The sequence below is a fragment of the Massilia consociata genome (assembly GCF_042432755.1).
Classification (GTDB): Bacteria; Pseudomonadota; Gammaproteobacteria; order Burkholderiales; family Burkholderiaceae_D; genus Telluria; species Telluria consociata.
The window spans coordinates 508,930-527,921 of the sequence record NZ_JBHLWP010000013.1; the positions used below are offsets into that span (position 1 = coordinate 508,930).

At 66.1% G+C, this 18,992-nt stretch carries 14 protein-coding genes; 7 read left to right on the forward strand and 7 right to left on the reverse strand.

Features of this window, described 5'->3' with window-relative positions; genetic code table 11:
- Positions 1–37: 37 nt before the first annotated feature.
- The 3 genes from ACFFJK_RS15625 (at position 38) to ACFFJK_RS15635 (ending at position 3,223) form a co-directional block, all read left to right on the forward strand.
- Positions 38–412, forward strand: a complete 375-nt coding sequence (locus ACFFJK_RS15625) for a response regulator (protein ID WP_379680339.1) — start codon at positions 38–40, stop codon at positions 410–412.
- A gap of 1 nt (position 413) precedes the next feature.
- On the forward strand, positions 414–1,424 hold the full coding sequence (locus tag ACFFJK_RS15630) for a methyl-accepting chemotaxis protein (protein WP_379680341.1): 1,011 nt from the start codon (positions 414–416) through the stop codon (positions 1,422–1,424).
- 116 nt (positions 1,425–1,540) lie between these two features.
- Positions 1,541–3,223 (forward strand): GAF domain-containing sensor histidine kinase, encoded by a 1,683-nt coding sequence (locus tag ACFFJK_RS15635; protein WP_379680343.1) that lies wholly within the window; start codon positions 1,541–1,543, stop codon positions 3,221–3,223.
- 60 nt (positions 3,224–3,283) lie between these two features.
- On the opposite strand, the gene ACFFJK_RS15640 is transcribed toward ACFFJK_RS15635, so the two are convergent.
- Positions 3,284–4,333, reverse strand: coding sequence for an NAD(P)-dependent alcohol dehydrogenase (locus ACFFJK_RS15640; protein ID WP_379680345.1), 1,050 nt, complete (start codon positions 4,331–4,333; stop codon positions 3,284–3,286).
- Positions 4,334–4,499: 166 nt separating this feature from the next.
- On the opposite strand from ACFFJK_RS15640, the gene ACFFJK_RS15645 reads away from it, so the two are divergent.
- The gene (locus ACFFJK_RS15645; RefSeq protein WP_379680346.1) at positions 4,500–5,393 is read left to right on the forward strand and encodes a LysR family transcriptional regulator; all 894 of its coding nucleotides are present in this window, start codon (positions 4,500–4,502) and stop codon (positions 5,391–5,393) included.
- A gap of 85 nt (positions 5,394–5,478) precedes the next feature.
- A complete protein-coding gene (locus tag ACFFJK_RS15650) occupies positions 5,479–6,378 on the forward strand; it encodes an alpha/beta fold hydrolase (RefSeq protein ID WP_379680348.1) in 900 nt (299 codons plus the stop codon).
- A gap of 154 nt (positions 6,379–6,532) precedes the next feature.
- Here ACFFJK_RS15650 and ACFFJK_RS15655 read toward each other — a convergent pair whose 3' ends face one another.
- Entirely contained in the window at positions 6,533–8,437 is a 1,905-nt protein-coding gene (locus ACFFJK_RS15655) for a glucokinase (protein ID WP_379680349.1), read from the reverse strand.
- A complete protein-coding gene (locus ACFFJK_RS15660; RefSeq protein WP_379680350.1) occupies positions 8,437–10,080 on the reverse strand; it encodes an alpha-glucosidase in 1,644 nt (547 codons plus the stop codon). The genes ACFFJK_RS15655 and ACFFJK_RS15660 overlap by 1 nt, the downstream gene beginning before the upstream one ends.
- Before the next feature lie 272 nt (positions 10,081–10,352).
- Here ACFFJK_RS15660 and ACFFJK_RS15665 point away from each other — a divergent pair, with 272 nt between their 5' ends.
- Together ACFFJK_RS15665 and ACFFJK_RS15670 are read left to right on the forward strand one after the other, a co-directional pair.
- Positions 10,353–11,936, forward strand: coding sequence for a POT-type proton-dependent oligopeptide transporter (locus ACFFJK_RS15665; RefSeq protein ID WP_379680351.1), 1,584 nt, complete (start codon positions 10,353–10,355; stop codon positions 11,934–11,936).
- Between the two features lie 149 nt (positions 11,937–12,085).
- A complete protein-coding gene (locus tag ACFFJK_RS15670; RefSeq protein WP_379680352.1) occupies positions 12,086–14,809 on the forward strand; it encodes an alpha-1,6-glucosidase domain-containing protein in 2,724 nt (907 codons plus the stop codon).
- Positions 14,810–14,818: 9 nt separating this feature from the next.
- Here ACFFJK_RS15670 and ACFFJK_RS15675 read toward each other — a convergent pair whose 3' ends face one another.
- The 4 genes from ACFFJK_RS15675 to ACFFJK_RS15690 form a co-directional block, all read right to left on the reverse strand.
- Complete coding sequence (locus tag ACFFJK_RS15675) at positions 14,819–15,133, reverse strand: YciI family protein (RefSeq protein ID WP_379680354.1); 315 nt, start codon at positions 15,131–15,133, stop codon at positions 14,819–14,821.
- A gap of 101 nt (positions 15,134–15,234) precedes the next feature.
- Positions 15,235–15,792 carry a hypothetical protein gene (locus tag ACFFJK_RS15680; RefSeq protein ID WP_379680355.1) on the reverse strand — a complete coding sequence of 186 codons (558 nt, stop codon included), beginning with the start codon at positions 15,790–15,792 and terminating at the stop codon, positions 15,235–15,237.
- A gap of 120 nt (positions 15,793–15,912) precedes the next feature.
- Positions 15,913–17,778, reverse strand: coding sequence for a glucokinase (locus ACFFJK_RS15685; RefSeq protein WP_379680356.1), 1,866 nt, complete (start codon positions 17,776–17,778; stop codon positions 15,913–15,915).
- Positions 17,779–17,908: 130 nt separating this feature from the next.
- Positions 17,909–18,940, reverse strand: a complete 1,032-nt coding sequence (locus ACFFJK_RS15690; protein WP_379680358.1) for an alpha/beta fold hydrolase — start codon at positions 18,938–18,940, stop codon at positions 17,909–17,911.
- Positions 18,941–18,992 lie beyond the last annotated feature (52 nt).

Genomic DNA, 18,992 nt, shown 5'->3' on the forward strand with positions numbered 1-18,992 from the left:
AGCATTTACCTACTTAAAACACAAAAAGGAAAGAAACATGGCAAAGACTGTTCTCGTTGTTGACGACTCCGGCACGATGGTGCTGAGCCTGAAGAACAACCTCGAAATCGCCGGCTTCTCGGTCATCACCGCCAGCGACGGCGTCAAGGGCCTGGAACGCCTGCGGGCCGGCCCGAAGCCCGACCTGATCATCACCGACATCAACATGCCCAACATGGGAGGCATCGAGTTCATCGCCAGCGCGCGCACCACGCCGGGCTACCGCTTCACCCCGATCCTGGTGCTGACGACCGAGAGCCAGCAGGCACGCCGCGACGAGGCGAAGAAGGTCGGCGCGACCGGCTGGATGGTCAAGCCGGTGAGCGGCGCCGACCTGCTGAAGATCGTCAAGCAAGTGCTGCCGGGAGCCTGACATGGGCGCGCGCGAAGGCCTGTCGGCCATTGTCGGTCGCGTCCTGCCGCGGCGTGCCGTCGCCGTTCCGGCCGCGAACGACACCGGCTATGGGGCGGCGATCGAGGCCAGCTGCGACCTGGACCGGGAAATCGGCCGCAAGCTCGACGAAGCCGTCGCCCGTACCGAAGCCTCGGCCCTGGCCATCATGGAGGAAGTGCGCGCGCTATGCGACCGCTCGGCCGAACTGGCCGGGCGCCTGCAGGCCGCCAGCCGGGAAGCCGACCAGTTCGAGCGCGACATGGTGGACAACGTGGCCGCGCTGCGCCAGATGGCGCGTTTCCTGGAATGCCTGCCGGAGCGCCTGCAGCGCGACCTCGCCTGCATCTCCGAGATCGCCGCCGAAATCAAGAGCCTGTCCGGGCTGGCCGAAAGCGTGCAGGCGATCAGCATGCAGTCTCACCTGCTGTCGATCAACGCCGCCATCGAAGCCAGCCGCGCGGGCGCCGCCGGACAGGCGTTCAAGGTCGTGGCCGAGGAAGTGCGCACGCTGGCCGCCAACTCGAACGCGGCCGCCTCCCGCATCGGCGGCAGCCTGCAGCGCATCCGCAGCACGCTCAGGGAAGGCCTGGAACTGAACGCGGCCCAATCGACCGACGACCTGGCCCAGATCACCCAGGCCGCCCGGACCGTGGCCGCGCTGCAGTCGAGCTTCGACCAGATCAGCGGCAGCTACCATGCGCGCCTGGCCGAGATGCTGGCGCACGGCGAAGCGCTGGCGGCCGGCAGCGCCGGCGTACTGGGCCAGTTGCAGTACCAGGACGTGGTGCGCCAGTGCGTCGAACGGCTCCAGCACGCGATCGCGCAGCGCAATGCGGCCCTCGGCCAGGAATTCGCCAGCCAGTCCGCGCCGCAACCGGCGGTCCTGGCCCGGCTCATCGCCGACATCACCGCCGAGTACCTGGCCACCGAACAGCTGCACGGGACGAGCCTCGGCGGACAGGACGACGCGCCCCTGATCGAACTGTTCTGAGAACACCCAGGCCGCTTGCCGATGCGTGCGTGTGAACGAAGGCAGGCGGTCCGAATCGTACGCTGCTGTATGAGTTTCCGTCCATATAATGGATTCCAGATCATGATTTATTCTCAATGATGCCGGCGCCATTAGAAAACGATGTATTGCTGAATTTACATGACCTGTGTGGCAATGCCACCGTCGCCTTGTTCGTGATGAACCATCGTCAACACTGCGTTTACATGAACCCGGCAGCCGAGCATCTCACGGGTTACACGCTGGCCGAGGTCCAGGGGGCGCCGCTACACAATTTCGTTCATCACACCCGTCCTGACGGCAGCCACTACCCGCTCGAGGAATGTCCGATCGATCGCGCTGCGCCCCGGGACATGCAGGAACGCGGCAAGGAAATGTTTGTCCACAAGGACGGCAGCTTGTATCCGGTAACATTCACCGCCAGTCCCATCAGGCGCCAGGGCACGGTGGTCGGAACGGTCATCGAGGTGCAGGATGCGCGGCCACAGCAAGAACAGGAACGCCAGCGCGATGCGCTCCACAAGATCGGTTTGCTCATTCTTCAGGAACTCGATCACAAAAAGATAGTACAGGCCGTAACCGATACCGCGACACGCCTGACAGGTGCACAGTTCGGCGCCTTCTTCTACAACGTTCGCAATGAACATGGCGAGTCCCTGACGCTCTATACGATTTCGGGTGTCCCGGAAGAACACTTCACGCAATTCCCGCTTCCGCGCAAGACCCAACTGTTCGGTCCCACGTTCATGGGTGAAGGGACCATCCGCAGCGACAACATTCGGCACGATCCTCGCTACGGCCAGGCTGCCCCGCATGACGGCATGCCTGCGGGACACCTGCCGGTCTGCTCTTACCTTGCCGTGCCCGTCAGGCTGGGAGACGGACATGTCATCGGGGGATTATTTTTCGGGCACGAAGACGAAGCCATCTTCAAGGCGGAACACGAGCTGCTGGTGGAAACGCTTGCAGCACAGGCAGCCGTCGGCCTGAACAAAGCCTTCCTTTATGAGGATGCGGTGTTTGCACAGCGCCGCGCCGAACAGGATGCGCTTGAGAAACAGCGTCTTTACCGGAAAGCTGCCCAGGCAAGCGAACAGCTGGTCGGTGCCCAGGAGGATGAGCGCAAACGCCTGGCGCGTGAGCTGCACGACGAATTGGGACAGCGGCTGAGTGTCCTGAACATGCTGTTATACCGGATGCAGCCGTCTGTCTCCGGCACACCTGCGGCGCAGGTCTGGCGCGACGCAGAGCGCGAGCTGGCGACACTGGTATCGCAAGTGCGCAACATCTCGCTCTCGCTGCGTCCCCCTGGCCTGGACTATTTCGGACTGGAGCCGGCCCTGGAACAGCTGCTTGCGCGTCAGTTCGACGGTGGCCCGCCCTATCTGTTCGAATGCGCCTTGCCTGCAGGACGCCTGCCGCCGCTCCTCGAAATCACCGCATATCGAATAGTGCAAGAAAGCATTACGAATATCGTGCGCTATGCGCAAGCCAGCCATGTCGTCGTCGAAATCAATGGCGGGGCGGATGGCGCCGAGCTGGAAATTATTGTGCGAGACAACGGCCGCGGCTTCGATTCGGAAGGTTGGGAAGAACGCTATGCCGGGACAGCATCCAGTGGCATGGCCGGCATGCGCGAACGGGTCCTACTGTTGGGCGGGCGTTTCATCGTGCATAGCCGTCCCGGGCTCGGTACCCGGGTCGAAGCCACTCTCCCGGTGCACTCAAGCGGCCGTGCGAGCGCTTGGCATCGGGAAGCAACTCCCTTGTCCGGACGATGAAGCGACGCTCGGCCTGACTGGCAAGCGGGCGCTCAAGCCCCGCCTGCCCTTCGGTGACCTTCAGGCCGCCAGCGTGGCGCTGTCGATCACGAAGCGGTACTTCACGTCGCCGGCCAGCATGCGCTCGTAGGCGGCGTTGATCTCGTCGGCACGGATCATCTCGATGTCGGCGACGATGCCGTGCTCGGCGCAGAAGTCGAGCATCTCCTGGGTTTCCGGAATCCCGCCGATCATCGAGCCGGCCAGCGCGCGGCGCTTCATGATCAGGTTGAACACCTGCGGCGACGGATGCGGCGAGGACGGCGCGCCGACCAGCACCATGGTGCCGTCGCGCTTGAGGAGCGTGAGGTAGGCGTCCAGGTCGTGCGGCACGGCCACGGTGTTGACGATCAGGTCCAGGCGTTTTACCTGTGCGGCCATGGCGGCAGGATCGCGCGAGACCACCACTTCGTGCGCGCCCAGGGCCTCGGCATCCCGGCGCTTCGATTCCGAGGTGGTGAAGGCCACCACATGGGCGCCCATGGCACGCGCCAGCTTGATCGCCATGTGGCCCAGGCCACCGATGCCGACGACGCCGACCGTCTTGCCGGGCCCCGCATTCCAGTGGCGCAGCGGCGAGTACGTGGTGATGCCCGCGCACAGCAGCGGCGCGACCGCCGCGAGCTGTTCCCGTGGATGGCGCACGCGCAGCACGAAGCGCTCGTGCACCACGATCTGCTCGGAGTAGCCGCCCAGGGTGTGGCCGGGTGCGTCGGGGGTGGGCGAATTGTAGGTGCCGATCATGCCGTCGCAGTAGTTCTCGAGGCCGGCCTCGCAGTCCTCGCAGCCCTTGCAGCTGTCGACCATGCAGCCGACGCCGACCAGGTCGCCGACCTGGTAGCCGGTGACGTGCGCGCCGACGGCGGTCACGGTGCCGACGATCTCGTGCCCCGGCACGCAGGGATACACGGTGCCGGCCCATTCGCCGCGCACCTGGTGCAGGTCCGAGTGGCACACGCCGCAGTAGGCGATGGCGATCTGCACGTCATGCGCGCCGGCGGCGCGGCGCGGGATGTCCATGGATTCGAGTGGCTGGTCGCCGGCGTGGGCGCCATAGGCTTTGACGGTCATATGCTGTTCCTTCGATTGCATTGTCAGGGGTGAAATGGTAGCGGCAAACGCCAGGGCGCAACCGGCCGGATTTTCCTTGGCCTTATGAATACTTCTCATAAATAAGAATATTTATTTAGCGTGCGTTATCATAAGATACGAGCATTTTCCTCGGAGAGGCAGAACCATGGCGCGCGACAACATCAACGACATCCTGGTCTTCCTGGTCATCGCGCGCGAACGCAGCTTCACCCGCGCGGCGGCCAAGCTCGGAATGACGCAATCGGCCCTCAGCCACATCATCCGCGGGCTGGAAGAACGCCTGGGCGTGCGCCTCCTGAGCCGCACCACGCGCAGCGTCTCCCCCACCGAAGCGGGCGAGCGCCTGCTGCAGAACGTCGGCCCGCGGCTGGAGGAAATCGAAGAGGAGATCGCCGCCATCAGCGACCTGGGCGACAAGCCTTCGGGCCTGGTACGGATCACGGCGACCGACCACGTGATCGACAACATCCTGTGGCCGCGGCTGGCGAGGATCCTGCCGCAGTATCCGGACATCCACCTCGAGATCAGCTCGGACTACCGGATGATCGACATCGCGGCTGAACGCTACGACATCGGCGTGCGCTGGGGCGACCAGGTCGACAAGGACATGGTGGCGGTACGCCTCACGCCGGACATGCAGACGAGGATCGTCGGCTCGCCCGAATACTTCGCGCACCGCCCAAGGCCGGCATCGGTGCAGGACCTCATGAAGCACAACTGCATCGGGCTGCGCCTGGCGAGCAGCGGTGGGGTGTATGCCTGGGAATTGCGCCAGGATGGCCGCGACGTGGAAGCGCGCATCCGCGGCCAGTTCATCTTCAACGGCGTGTACCAGATGCTCAATGCCGCGCTCAGCGGCTGCGGCCTGGCCTTCATGACGGAAGACCTGGTGGACGAGCACCTGCGCGCGGGACGCCTGGTGAGCGTCATGGAAGACTGGTGCCCGCGCTTTCCCGGCCTGCACGCCTACTATCCGAGCCGCCGCCATTCCTCGCGCGCGCTGGCCCTGGTGATCGACGCGATCCGCCACAAGGGGTAAGCGCTCCGAAGCGGTGGAAAAGTGTGTATTTTCGGCCATGCGATTGCATTATACTTGCCGGAATATAAACCTTGAAAGTCCCCGCATGAAGCTCACCGCTCGCAGTCTCGCCCTCGTACTGGCCGTCGCCTCCGGCGCTTGCCAGGCGCAAGCCCACGCGCAAGCCGCGGCGCCATCGTCCCCTCCCGAGCTGCTTGCGGTCGGAGCGCAAGCCCACCAGGTACAGGCGGCCACCGCGGGCGCGGGCCGCTACACCGTGATCTTCGAATCCGGTTTCGGGACCGACCTGCGCGCCTGGCGCAAGGTTGCCCCGGAGGTCGCGAAGTCGGCGCGCGTGCTCACGTATTCGCGCGCCGGCCATGGCGCCTCGCAAGCGCGTCCGGAACCGCGCACCATCGAGCAGAACACCACGGAACTGGAACAGCTGATCGCGGCGGCCAAGCTGGCCCCGCCCTTCATCCTGGTGGGCCATTCCTACGGTGGCCTGCTGATGCGCTCCTTCGCCGCACGCCATCCCGGCCAGGTGGCCGGCATGGTGCTGGTCGACCCGGCCGACGAGCGCTTCAACCCTGCCCTGCGCAAGCTCGACGCCGAACGCGCCGCGGCGGACGACCGCCAGTTCGCCGGCTTCGTGCCGCCGAAGTTCCTGCCCGAGTACAAGCTGCTGCAGCCGGTGCTCGACAGCGGCACGTTGCCGCTGTCCGGCAAGCTGCCGGACGTGCCGGTCGTGGTCCTGACCTCGGTCCAGCAGGCGGACAAGCCGATGTTCTTCCTGGAGACGGCGCCGGCCGTGGCGATCAAGAAGGACCTGCACGCGGACTTCCTGCGCCAGTTCAGCAAGGGCGAGCATGTGGTGACGGCGAAGAGCGGGCACAACATCCAGCTGGAGGAGCCGGAACTGGTGGTGGCGGCGGTGAACAAGGTGATTGCGGCGGCCGACGCGCAGGCGGCGCAGGCTTCGCGTCGACAAGCCCTCCAGCCGTAAGACCGTCGCACCGGCGAAGGCCGGTGCCTAAGTTGGGTACGTCGCCGAAACGCCAGCAAGACTTGGGTTCCGGCCTTCGCCGGAACGACATGCAACTGTTGTGGGACCAGGGTGCAACCCGAACCACTTCTCGCAGCAACCCGGTCAAACGGCCCTAGCTGTCCAGGTGCGAAATGAGCAGCTTGCGCGGGTCGTTCCCCTGCGCCGGGTCTGCGCCGCCATGCTGCCCGTCCACCGAGATCCCCACCGCCAGGATGTCGATCAGGAGCAGCTGCAGGATGCGCGAGATCATCGACAGGAAGCTGGTGCTGTCCTCGGCATGGTCGACCGCCAGGCACACGCTCGCCTTCTTTGCCAGCGGCGACTGGCTGTTGCTGATCGCGATGACGTCGGCGCCGGCCGCGCGCGCGATGTCCACCGCCTCCAGCAGCTCGGCGATGCAGCCCGAATTCGATACCGCGATCACCACGTCGCCGGGCTGCAGCAGCTCGGCCGCCAGCTTGAACAGGTGTGAATCGCCGTAGAGCGAGGTCGGAATGCGGAAGCGGAAGAACTTGTGCTGCCCGTCCAGCGCCACCGCGCGTGAATTCCCCATCGCGAAGAACTCGACGCGTTTGGCGCGGCTCACCAGTTCGATGGCGCGGTCCAGCGCGCGCACGTCCAGCTGGTCGCGAAAGCGCAGGATGGCCGACACCGTGTTGTCGATGACCTTGGCCGACAGGTCGTGGGTGCTGTCGCTGGTGCGTACCTGGCTGTGGCGCACGGGAATCGAGCCAGTCAGGCTGCTGGCGAACTTCAGCTTGAAGTCGGCCAGGCCCTGGAAGCCGAGCGAACGGCAGAAGCGGATCACGGTCGGCTGGCTCACGTCGGCCAGGCGCGCGATCTCGGCGATCGGCTCATTGAGCACGAGGCGCGGCTGTTCCAGCACCAGCGCCGCCACCCGCTGCTCGGCAGGCGTCAACTCGTGGCGCAGCTGGGTGATGCGCTCGATCAGCGTGTTGGCGCCGCCGCCGTTGCCCAGGTAGCCGCGCAGGTGCTCGGCCAGGATGGTCGCCACGCCGTGGAAGGCCGGGTTGGGCGTGGTGATGACGTAGGTCGGGATCTCGGCCAGGTAACTGGAAAAGCGCCCCTTGGCCTCGAAGCGCGCGCGGAACGGAGACGTGGCGAACCACTCGCCCATGCGCGGCACGATGCCGCCGCCGATGAAGATGCCGCCGAAGGCGCCCAGCGTCACCGCCAGGTTCGCGGCGGCGCCACCCAGCATGCCGCAGAAGCATTCGAGGGTTTCGAGGCACAGCGGATCTTGCTGGTCCAGCGCGCCGGCAATGATCTCGGCCGCCTTGCGCGCGGGCACGGCATGGCCACCCGCGCCATTGCGCTCGGCCAGCGCGCGGTAGATGATCTCCATGCCGGGGCCGGAAATCAGGCGCTCGTTCGACACGTGCTGCCACTCGCGCCAGGCGTACTGCAGGATCGCGAACTCGCGCTCGTCGCTTGGGGCAAAATTCACGTGGCCGCCCTCGCTGCCGAGGGTGACGAAGCCGTCGGCGGTCGGGATCACGCCCGACACGCCCAGGCCCGTGCCCGGTCCCAGCACGCCGACCACGGCATTGGCGGCCGGCGTGCCCTGCCCCACCTGCATCAGGTCTTCCCGGGCGAAGCCGGGAATGGCCATCGCCAGCGCGGTGAAGTCGTTGACGATCAGGAGCGTGGTCAAACCCAGCTCGCGCCGCACCGCGTCGGTGGAGAACTGCCAGTCGCGGTTGGTCATGCGGACGAAGTCGCCGCTGATCGGGTTGGCCACCGCCAGCGCCGCGTGGTGCAGGCGGATGCCGGCGTGGTCGGCCAGGTAGTGGCGCAGCAGCGGAACGATGCCGTCGAAGTCCTCGCACTTGAGCACGCGCACGGCACTGAAGACGCCGGGTGCGGTCTGCAGGGCGAAGCGCGCGTGGGTGGCGCCGATGTCCGCCAGCAGGCGCGGGCCGTCGGCGAAGGCCGTGCGTGCGGACTTGTCCGCGAACCGCAGTTTCTCCGTCAGCGCTTCCCCCTGGCTTCCCATTATCTTGCGTCCGCCGGGATGCTGCCGAACCAGGCGCCGTACGGCGGCAGGGTCACGCGCCCGCCCGCGGCGGCGCCTTCCAGTCCTTGCGCGTCGAGTGCGCTGGCCTGGCCGGTGAGCGGCCAGTCGAAGCTCACCGGTTCCGCCCCGAGGTTGAAGGCGGCCAGCACGCTGACCGCGCCATGCAGGTCGCGGCGCAGGGCCAGCACCGGCTCCGGTGCGTCGAAGAAGCTGATGTCGCCGCGGGTGAGCTGCGGCATGGTGCGGCGCCAGGCGATGAAGCGGCGCGCGAAGTTCAGCGGCGACTGCGGATCGCTTTCCTGGCGGTCGACCGCCACCGCGACGTGCGGTTCGGCCACCGGCAGCCACGGCGTGCCGGTCGTGAAACCGGCGTTCGGTGCGCCGGATTGCCACGGCATCGGGGTGCGGCAACCGTCGCGGCCCTTGAATTCGGGCCAGAAGGTGATGCCGTACGGGTCCTGCAGCAGCTCGAACGGCACATCGGCCTCTTCCAGCGCCAGTTCTTCGCCCTGGTACAGGCAAGGCGTCCCCTTGAGCGAGAGCTGCATCGCCAGCACCAGCTTGCCCAGCGCCGGCGACGGCCTGCCGTCGCTCCAACGGGTCACCACGCGGATGGCGTCGTGGTTGCTGACCGACCACGAGGCCCAGCCGTCCTTCACGCGCTCGTTGAAATCCTCGACCTGCTTGCGGATGTGGGCGGCGGTATGGACCGGCGTGAGCAGGTTGAAGCTGTAGGCCAGGTGCAGCTTGTCGCCGCCCTCGGTGTACTCGGCCATCTGCGCCAGCGCGTCGTCGGAGCTGACTTCGCCGATCGAGACCGCGCCGAATTCGTCCAGCTGGGCACGCACCTTCTGCAGGAAGGCGATGTTTTCCGGCTGCGTCTTGTCGTAGATGTGGGCCTGCATGCCGTACGGGTTCACGTCCGTGACGGTCGAGGTGTCGCGCACCAGCGCCGGCGGGTTGCTGCGCAGCTGGCGGTCGTGGAAGTGGAACACGCAGGCATCCATGCGCACGCCGTCCACGCCGCGCTCGAGCCAGAAGCGCTGCGCGTCCAGGTGGGCCTGCTGCACCTCCGGGTTGTGGAAGTTCAGCTGCGGCTGGCTGGTCAGGAAGTTGTGCATGTAGTACTGCTTGCGGCGGGTGTCCCATTGCCAGGCCGGGCCGCCGAACACCGACAGCCAGTTGTTGGGCGGGCAGCCGTCCGGCAGCGGGTCGGCCCACACGTACCAGTCCGACTTCGGGTTGTCGCGGCTGCTGCGGCTTTCGACGAACCAGGGATGGGTGTCGGCGGTGTGCGACATCACCTGGTCGATCATGATCTTCAGGCCCAGGCCGTGCGCTTTCGCGATCAGCCGGTCGAAATCGGCCAGGGTGCCGAACAGCGGATCGACGTCGCAGTAGTCGGCGATGTCGTAGCCGAAGTCCTTCATCGGCGACTTGAAGAACGGCGACAGCCAGACGATGTCCACGCCCAGGCCCGCGATGTAGTCGAGCTTCTCGGTAATGCCCGCCAGGTCGCCGACGCCGTCGCCATTGCTGTCGAGGTAGCTGCGCGGATACACCTGGTAGATGATGGCTTCTTTCCACCAGTTCGGGTTGTCGGTCTTCGAAGTCTGGGTCATGGCGGGTCCGTCCGGAAAGTGAAGAATTCTAGGCAATATACAGGATGGCTCAGAACTTTACAATTGGCTAATTCGGGCTTAAATAAGCGCTTATTCCTTGTATTTCAATCGCTTATGTTCGACAGCTGTTTTCTTTAAGCCACATAAAAGTAGCTAAACTACGCTGCCCATGTTTTCGATTTGTAACTCCTTTGTTTCGCTGCGATATTTTTATTGCAAAGTAACTCGGCCTCGGCATAGGATCGCGTCTGTTTCGTTTTTCCGAGGAAGCCATGACTTCTCCAGCAACGACCGCGGTAAAGAGCACCGGCCGCATGCCGCCGCAGATCCCTTACATCATCGCCAACGAAGGTTGCGAGCGCTTCAGCTTCTACGGGATGCGCAACATCCTGACGCCCTTCCTGATCTCGACCCTGCTGATCTTCCTGCCGGAGAACATGCGTACCGGCGAAGCCAAGGACGTGTTCCACACCTTCGTCATCGGCGTGTACTTCTTCCCGCTGCTGGGCGGCTGGCTGGCCGACCGCTTCTTCGGCAAGTACAACACCATCCTCTGGCTCAGCCTCGTGTACTGCGCCGGCCACGCCTGCCTGGCCATCTTCGAAGACAACGTCAAGGGCTTCTACTTCGGCCTGTTCCTGATCGCCCTCGGTTCGGGCGGCATCAAGCCGCTGGTGTCCTCGTTCATGGGCGACCAGTTCGACCAGACCAACAAGGACAAGGCGAAGATCGTGTTCGACGCCTTCTACTGGATCATCAACTTCGGCTCCTTCTTCGCCTCGCTCTTGATGCCGCTGTTCCTGCGCGACTACGGCCCGGCGGTGGCCTTCGGCATCCCGGGCATCCTGATGTTCATCGCCACGCTGGTGTTCTGGAGCGGCCGCAAGAAGTACGTCAACGTCCCCCCGGCGCCGCGCGACCCGCATTCGTTCCTGCGCGTGGTGCGCACCGCCCTGCTGGCGCGCGATAGCGCAAGCCAGGGCCGCCCCGGCCTGGCCGTCGCCGTCGCCGGCCTGGTCGGCGCTTTCGCCTCGCTGCTGCAGATTCCGAACTGGGGCTTCGTGATTTCCGCCTGCACCGCGCTGGTGCTGGTGATCGCCTCGGTGGGCATCGGCGCATCGATGCAGCTGGAGCGCGCACGCGGCGCGCATCCGGACGTCGCCGTCGACGGCGTGCGCGCCGTGCTGCGCATCCTGATCGTGTTCGCCCTGGTCACCCCGTTCTGGTCGCTGTTCGACCAGAAGGCCTCGACCTGGATCGTGCAGGCGGGCGCCATGACCACGCAGGTGGACTTCCTGGGCATGAACCTCAACGTGCTCCCGGCCCAGATGCAGGCGCTGAACCCGCTGCTGGTGATGCTGCTCATCCCGTTCAACAACATCGTGCTGTTCCCGCTGCTGCGCAAGATGGGCCTCGAGCCGACCGCGATGCGCCGCATGACCGCCGGCATCGCCTTCTCGGCCCTGGCATGGATCGCCGTCGGCTGGCTGCAGCTGCAGCTCGACGCCGGCGACGCCGTGTCGATCGCCTGGCAGATCCTGCCATACGCCCTGCTGACGCTGGGCGAGGTGCTGGTCTCGGCCACCGGCCTCGAGTTCGCCTACAGCCAGGCCCCGGCCGCAATGAAGGGCGTGATCATGGCGCTGTGGTCGCTCGCCGTCACTGTCGGCAACCTGTGGGTGCTGATCGTGAACGCGGGCGTGAAGAACGAAGGCGTGATCGCGAACATCGAGAGCTCCGGCATGGGACTGATGGCCTTCCAGATGTTCTTCTATGCCGGCTTCGCGATGGTGGCGGCCCTGGCCTTCGGCCTGTACGCCAGGCGCTACAAGATGGTCGATCACTACCGCGCCTGATACCTGACCGGTGGTTCGTAGGGTGGACGGCTATGCCGTCCGCGCGTTCAACCACCCTTGACTGACCCTACTTCATTGGCAGGGCTGCCGCCGCGCGACCGCGTGGGGTAGTCCGGGCCAATGACCCAGACTACGAGCCGTCACCCTACATGACCCGACTTCGACATATCGCCTTTGCGGCAGCCGCTTTCGCCTCCTCCGCCCACGCCGCGGTTCCCCTCGAAACCTGCAACAGCGACGACTTCCAGCAGATCCTGCACGCTTCCGGCGCCACGCTCGACGCGCGCGCCGTCTGGCTCGACCGCAGCCTGGTGAAATGGCCGGGTGCGGATGCCGGCGCCACCTATCGCCTGTATCACTCGGCCAATGCCGCGATCGTTGCCCAGCCCGGCGCGAAAGTGCAAGGCGCCGATGGCGCGCTCGTCCTCGACGCCTTTGCCGGACAGGTGCCGGCCGGAGCCGCCACCCGCTTCAAGTGGGTCGGCGACGGCCCGGTGCTGTCGCTGCGCAAGGCCGACCTGCCGCGCCTGGGCGAGCTGCACCGCGGCCAGCTGGTGCTGGTGCAGGAAGCCCGAGACGGCACGGTGCGCGCCGCGACGCGCATCCAGGTGGCCGGCGCGCTCGACGACCTGTACGCGGCTGCCGGCACCCTCCCCGACCTGGGCGCCGTGCCGAAGAAGAACCGCACGGGCTTCCGCCTGTGGGCGCCGACCGCGCGCACGGCCGCCGTCTGCACCTACGACAGCGCCGATGGCCGCGCCACCGCGGTGCACGCGATGCGCTTCGACCAGCGTACCGGGGCATGGAATGCGCAAGTGGCGCGCGACCTGTCCGGCAGTTACTACAAGTACGTGGTGGACGTCGCCGTCGACGGCGCCGGCCTGGTGCGCAACCTGGTCACCGACCCGTACTCGGTCAGCTTCAACACCGATTCGAAGCGCAGCTACATCGCCGACCTCGGCGCCGCGCACCTCAAGCCGAAGGGCTGGGACGCCACGCGCGCGCCGGACACGGTCAAGGCGCAGACCGACATGGTCATCTACGAGCTGCACGTGCGCGACTTCTCGATCAACGATCCGAGCGTGCCAGCGGAGAAACGCGGCAAGTACACGGCCTTCGGCGAAGCGAACTCGAACGGCATGCGCCACCTGAAGGCGCTGGCGAAGGCCGGCCTGACCGACATCCACCTGCTGCCGGTGTACGACCTGGGCAGCGTGCCGGAAAAGGACTGCGCCGTGCCCCAGCCTTCCGGCGCGCCGGACAGCGAGGCCCAGCAAGCCCTCACCCGCAAGACCGCCCATACCGACTGCTTCAATTGGGGCTACGACCCCTACCACTACAACGCGCTGGAAGGCAGCTACGCGTCCGACCCCTCGGACGGCGCACGCCGCATCCTGGAATTCCGCCAGATGGTGATGGACCTGCACCGCGCCGGCCTGCGCGTGGGCGTGGACGTGGTCTACAACCACACCTTCACCGCCGGCCAGGACGAGAAGTCGGTGCTCGACCGCGTGGTGCCGGGCTACTACCACCGCCTGAACGCCGTCGGCGCCATCGAACAGTCGACCTGCTGCTTCAACACGGCCACCGAGAACCTCATGATGGGCAGGCTGATGATCGATTCGGCCGAGCTGTGGACACGCCACTACAAGCTCGATTCCTTCCGTTTCGACCTGATGGGCCACCAGCCGCGCGAGGCCATGGAACGCCTGCAAAAACGCGTCAACAAGGCCGCCGGACGCCATGTGCAACTGATCGGCGAGGGCTGGAACTTCGGCGAAGTGCTTGATGGCGCCCGTTTCGTGCAGGCGTCGCAGCTGTCGCTGAACGGCTCGGGCATCGGCACCTTCAGCGATCGCGCGCGCGACGCCGTGCGCGGCGGCTCGGCCGGCGACTCGGGCGAAGCGATGATCCGCCGCCAGGGCTACATCAATGGCCTGGTGTACGACCCGAACGCGCTGGGCGGCGAGCACAAGGGGGTGGAGCTGCTGCGCACTGCCGACATGATCCGCGTCGGCCTGGCCGGCTCGGTGCGCCCGTATTCCTTCCAGACCATCGACGGCAGCATCCGCAAGCTGGAAGACATCGCCTACGGCAACCAGCCGGCAGGCTATGCGAGCCAGCCGGGCGAAGTCGTGAACTATGTCGAGAACCACGACAACCAGACCCTGTTCGACATCAACGTGCTCAAGCTGCCGGTGGATACCAGTACCGCGGACCGCGCGCGCGTGCAGGTGCTGGGCATGGCGATCAACGCCTTCAGCCAGGGCGTGGCCTATTACCACGCCGGCATCGACACGCTGCGCTCGAAGTCGCTCGACAAGAACAGCTTCAATTCGGGCGACTGGTTCAACCGCATCGACTGGACCTACCAGGACAATTACTACGGTACCGGCCTGCCGCAGTCGGACGACAACGGCAAGGACTGGCCGCTGCTCAAGCCTTTCCTGGCCAAGGCCGCCGCGATCAAGCCGCAGCCCGCCGACATTGCCTTTGCGCGCGACGCCTTCCGCGACCTGCTGGCCATCCGCGCGAGCTCGACGCTGTTCCGGATGCGCACCACCGACGACATCGTGCAGCGCCTGCGCTTCTTCAATACGGGGCCGAGCCAGACGCCGACCGTGCTGGCGGCCTCGATCGACGGCAAGGGCTATCCGGGCGCGCGCTTCGGCAGCGTCACCTACCTGGTGAACGTGGACAAGGTGGCGCACACCGTGGCGGACGAGCAGCTGCGCGGCAAGCGACTGAAGCTGCACCCGGTGCACACTACCGCAGGCGCGGCCGACAAGCGCGCCACGCAGGCGCGCTTCGACAGCGCGGACGGCGCCTTCACGGTGCCGCCGCGTACGGCCGTCGTGTTCGTGGCCGAATAAGCCGCGGGATCAGGATGCGGGATCGCGCAGGCGCGCGATCTCGACCGATCCCTTTTCGTCGAAGACCGGGCACTCCTCGGCCAGCCTGACGGCCTCGTTGAAATCTGCCGCGGCGATGACACAGTACCCCGACAGCGAGGTGCTGTTGAGTTTCGGGCCGCGCAACCGGCTCGGCACCTCGACGCTGTTGTGCGCCAGGCTGCCGCGGTCGACGAGGGCCGCGCCGAGCGCGTCGAACCATGCCGCCCAGCGTTCGGGATTGTGCTGCGGGCCTTCCGACTCGTCGACGGTCGATCCGCGGTAAACGATCAGGTATCGCTCCATGCCGGCTCCTCTGCGGTAATGTTCAGCAAAACCTTAGCAGAAGCCCTGCGCGGACGACGCACAGCTCGCGGACGCCCGCCGCCCGTTATGGACAATCTTCCCTATGTCGTCCGCGATCGTCCGTCCCTCATTGCGAGGAGGATCTTGGCGGCGTAGAGCACGATCAGCGAACCTGCCAGGTCGCCCACGAACATCACGAAGAATCCCAGCATTTCGCCGTTGTCTTGCAGCATGAACCAGATGTGGTGCAGCAAGGGACTGGCAATGGCGCAGCCGATGGCACAAACCAGCAGGCGCTGCGCATCCAGGTTGCCGAGCGAAGCCTGCAGGCCATACTTGCGCTTTGCGATCAGGTAGATGAGATACGGGCCGCCGGCGCCGGCGATGGTGCCGGCCCAGGCGCGCGCCACGTCGCCCGGGAAGTAATACCAGTAGCAGGCGAACCAACCGGTAATCAGGAGGCCCACGGTCCCTGCCCCGCCGAACAGCAGCGTGCACAGGAGGCGCGTGCCGGCGGGAATGTAGATCCACCCGATGCCCTGCAAGAACTCGGCGCGTCGGAAGAACAGCTCGTTCAACACCATCGTCGTGCCATGCAGGACAATCGTGGCCGCGACCATGTACACCTGCATGCGAAGCTGTGATACCGGCTGCTTCATCGGCCTTTGCTGCCTTGCTTTTTCATGTGATCCGCCCTGGAACTCCTGCTGCTGCGCAACAGGTCGTCATTCATCGGGACGAACTATAACCCGGGTCACGCAGGCCTGCTGCGGCGCCGTCTAGATGTCGAGGTGCGAGATCAGGAGCTTGCGCTGCGCATCGCCCTCGGCTGCCGCGCCATGTTGCGTCTCCTGCGCCCCAAGCGAAATCCCGACCGACATGATGTCGATGAGGAGCAGCTGCAGGATGCGCGAGATCATCGACAGGAAGGTCGTGCTGTCTTCGCTGTGGTCCACCGCCAGGCACACGCTGGCCTTCTTCGCCAGCTGCGACTTGCTGCTGGTGATGGCAATGACGTCGGCGCCGGTCGCGCGCGCCGTCTCGACCGCTTCGAGCAGCTCGGGCAGCTGGCCTGCGGTGGAGATCGCGATCACCACGTCGCCCGGCCCCAGCAGGCCGGCGGCCAGCGTGAACAGGTGCGAATCGCCGTACAGCGCGGCCGGGATGCGGAAGCGGAAGAACTTGTGCTGGCCGTCCAGCGCCACCGCCCGCGCATTGCCCATGGCGTAGAACTCGACGCGGCGCGCGCGGCGCAGCAGCTCGATGGCGCGGTCGATCGCGTGCACGTCGAGCTGGTCGCGGAACTTCAGGATCGCCGACACCGTGTTGTCGATGACCTTCGCCGACAGGTCGTGGGTGCTGTCGCTCATGCGCACCTGGCTGTGGCGCACCGGGATGGTCCCGGTCAGGCTGCCGGCGAACTTGAGCTTGAATTCGGCCAGGCCCTGGAAGCCGAGCGAGCGGCAGAAGCGGATCACGGTCGGCTGGCTCACGTCGGCCAGGCGCGCGATCTCGGCGATCGGCTCGGACAGCACCTTGCGCGGATGTTCCAGCACCAGCGCGGCGACGCGCTGCTCGGCCGGCGAGAGTTCGTGGCGCAGCTGCTGGACGCGGTCCATCAGCGTGTTGGCGCCGCTGCGCCCGCGCAGGTGTTCGGACAGGATCGTCGACACGCCGTGCAGCGCCGGGTTCGGGGTCATGATGACGTAGGTCGGGATCTGCGCGATGTATTCGGTGAAGCGTCCCTTGGCCTCGAAACGCGCACGGAACGGCGAACTGGCGAACCATTCGGCGATGCGCGGCACGATGCCGCCGCCGATGAAGATGCCGCCGAAGGCGCCCAGCGTCACCGCCAGGTTGGCGGCCGCGCTGCCCAGCATGCCGGCGAAGACTTCCAGGGTTTCCAGGCACAGCGCATCGTTCTGCTCCAGGGCCCCGCTGACAATCTCCGCGGTGCTGCGCGCTGGCGCCTGCACGCCGCTTCGCTGCGCCAGCGCGCGGTACATCAGTTCGATGCCGGGGCCGGAGATCAGGCGCTCGTTCGACACGTGCGGCCATTCCTTCCAGGCGTACTGCAGGATCGCGAACTCGCGCTCGTCGCTTGGGGCAAAATTCACGTGGCCGCCTTCGCTGCCGAGCGTCACGAAGCCGTCGATGGTCGGGATCACGCCCGACACGCCCAGGCCGGTGCCGGGCCCCAGCACGCCCGCCACCGCATGGCTCTGCGGCGCGCCGCCGCCGACCTGCAGCAGGTCCTTCGGCGCGAAGCCGGGCAGCGCCATGGCCAGGGCCGTGAAGTCGTTTACGATCAGGAGCGTCGACAGGCCGAGCGTGCGGCGCACCTCGTCGGTCGAGAACTGCCAGTCGCGGTTGGTCATGCGAATATAGTCGCCGCTGATCGGGTTGGCCAGGGCAAAGGCGGCGTGGTTGATGCGCACGCCGTTCACCTGCGCCAGGTAGGCGTGCAGCAGCGGCACGATGCCGCTGTAGTCGTCGCAGCGCAGCACCGCAACCTGGCGCAGCACGCCGGGTGCGGTTTCCAGGCCGAAGCGCGCGTGGGTCGCGCCGATGTCAGCCAGCAGGCGTGGACCGTCGGCGAATGCGGCGCGGGAGGGTTTCAGTTCGGTTTCGGGTTCAACGGTCATCGCGATTCAAGGAAGGCGGGACGCCTGTCCCGGATCGCGCTAGGATACCATTGAACGAATGGCAAGAATACGCCTGCTGCACCGTAGGGTGGCCAGCTTGCCGACCGCCCTACGACAAAGCGACGCGCAGTCAGCGCACCAGGCCTTTCAGCAACGCCCGGTGGAACTGCGCCGGGTCCTGCATCTGCGGCGCGTGACCCATCTCCGGGAAGCTCACCAGGGTCGCCTTCGGGATGCTCTTCGCGGTCTGCCTGGCCAGCTCCGGGTAGTTGCCCAGCTTCGGGCGGATCTCCGCCGGGGCGGCATCCTTGCCGATGGCGGTGTTGTCCTTCAGGCCGATCAGCAGCAGCACCGGCATTTTCAACAGCGGGAACTCGTACACCACGGGCTGGGTGTAGATCATGTCGTACAGGAGGGCCGAGTTCCAGGCCACGATCTGCTTGCCGGGGCCGCGATACATTCCAGCGAGCATCTGCACCCAGGGCTCGTATTCCGGTTTCCAGGTGTTGACGTAGTAGGTCGCCTTCTCGTAGTTGCGGATACGCTCGGCCGTGGTCTGCAGCTCGCGCTCGTACCACTTGTCGACGCCCAGCGAAGGCACGCCGACCGCCTTCCAGTCTTCCAGCCCGATCGGGTTGACCAGCACCAGCTGTTCGGACTGCTGCGGGTACAGCAGGCCGTAGCGCACCGCCAGCATGCCGCCGGTCGAGTGACCCATGATGATGGCGTTCTTCACGCCGATGGAATCGAGCAGCGCGCGCGTGTTCGCGGCCAGCTGCTGGAAGGTGTACTGGTAGTGCGCCGGCTTGGTCGACTTGCAGAAGCCCACCTGGTCGGGCGCCACCACGCGGTAGCCGGCCGCGCTCAGTTCCTTGATCGTGCCTTCCCAGGTGGCGCCGCAGAAATTCTTGCCGTGCATGAGAACGACGGTGCGGCCGTTCGGCTTGGCCGGCTTGACGTCCATGTAGGCCATCTGCAGCTTGACGCCTTGCGAGCTGAACTGGAAGCGCTGGACCGGATAGGGATACGCGAAACCTTCCAGTTCCGGGCCGTAGGCGGGCTCGTTGGAAGATGCGTTGGCAGGTGCGTCGGCGGCGTGTGCCGGGAGGAAGGCGGCGAGGGAGAAAGCGGCGCACAGCAGGGTGCGGCAGAATCGTGTCATGACAGGCATGGGCTGGAAGATGCTGAGTTGACGGAACGACCAGTCTAGCCGA

What these genes read in the sequence shown, in the direction of transcription:
- ACFFJK_RS15685 (WP_379680356.1), bottom strand. Translation starts at nt 17,778, where the DNA reads ATGACCGTTGAACCCGAAACCGAACTGAAACCCTCCCGCGCCGCATTC.
- ACFFJK_RS15630 (WP_379680341.1), top strand. Translation starts at nt 414, where the DNA reads ATGGGCGCGCGCGAAGGCCTGTCGGCCATTGTCGGTCGCGTCCTGCCG.
- ACFFJK_RS15680 (WP_379680355.1), bottom strand. Translation starts at nt 15,792, where the DNA reads ATGAAGCAGCCGGTATCACAGCTTCGCATGCAGGTGTACATGGTCGCG.
- ACFFJK_RS15625 (WP_379680339.1), top strand. Translation starts at nt 38, where the DNA reads ATGGCAAAGACTGTTCTCGTTGTTGACGACTCCGGCACGATGGTGCTG.
- ACFFJK_RS15645 (WP_379680346.1), top strand. Translation starts at nt 4,500, where the DNA reads ATGGCGCGCGACAACATCAACGACATCCTGGTCTTCCTGGTCATCGCG.
- ACFFJK_RS15670 (WP_379680352.1), top strand. Translation starts at nt 12,086, where the DNA reads ATGACCCGACTTCGACATATCGCCTTTGCGGCAGCCGCTTTCGCCTCC.
- ACFFJK_RS15675 (WP_379680354.1), bottom strand. Translation starts at nt 15,133, where the DNA reads ATGGAGCGATACCTGATCGTTTACCGCGGATCGACCGTCGACGAGTCG.
- ACFFJK_RS15655 (WP_379680349.1), bottom strand. Translation starts at nt 8,437, where the DNA reads ATGGGAAGCCAGGGGGAAGCGCTGACGGAGAAACTGCGGTTCGCGGAC.
- ACFFJK_RS15660 (WP_379680350.1), bottom strand. Translation starts at nt 10,080, where the DNA reads ATGACCCAGACTTCGAAGACCGACAACCCGAACTGGTGGAAAGAAGCC.
- ACFFJK_RS15665 (WP_379680351.1), top strand. Translation starts at nt 10,353, where the DNA reads ATGACTTCTCCAGCAACGACCGCGGTAAAGAGCACCGGCCGCATGCCG.
- ACFFJK_RS15650 (WP_379680348.1), top strand. Translation starts at nt 5,479, where the DNA reads ATGAAGCTCACCGCTCGCAGTCTCGCCCTCGTACTGGCCGTCGCCTCC.
- ACFFJK_RS15635 (WP_379680343.1), top strand. Translation starts at nt 1,541, where the DNA reads ATGATGCCGGCGCCATTAGAAAACGATGTATTGCTGAATTTACATGAC.
- ACFFJK_RS15640 (WP_379680345.1), bottom strand. Translation starts at nt 4,333, where the DNA reads ATGACCGTCAAAGCCTATGGCGCCCACGCCGGCGACCAGCCACTCGAA.
- ACFFJK_RS15690 (WP_379680358.1), bottom strand. Translation starts at nt 18,940, where the DNA reads ATGACACGATTCTGCCGCACCCTGCTGTGCGCCGCTTTCTCCCTCGCC.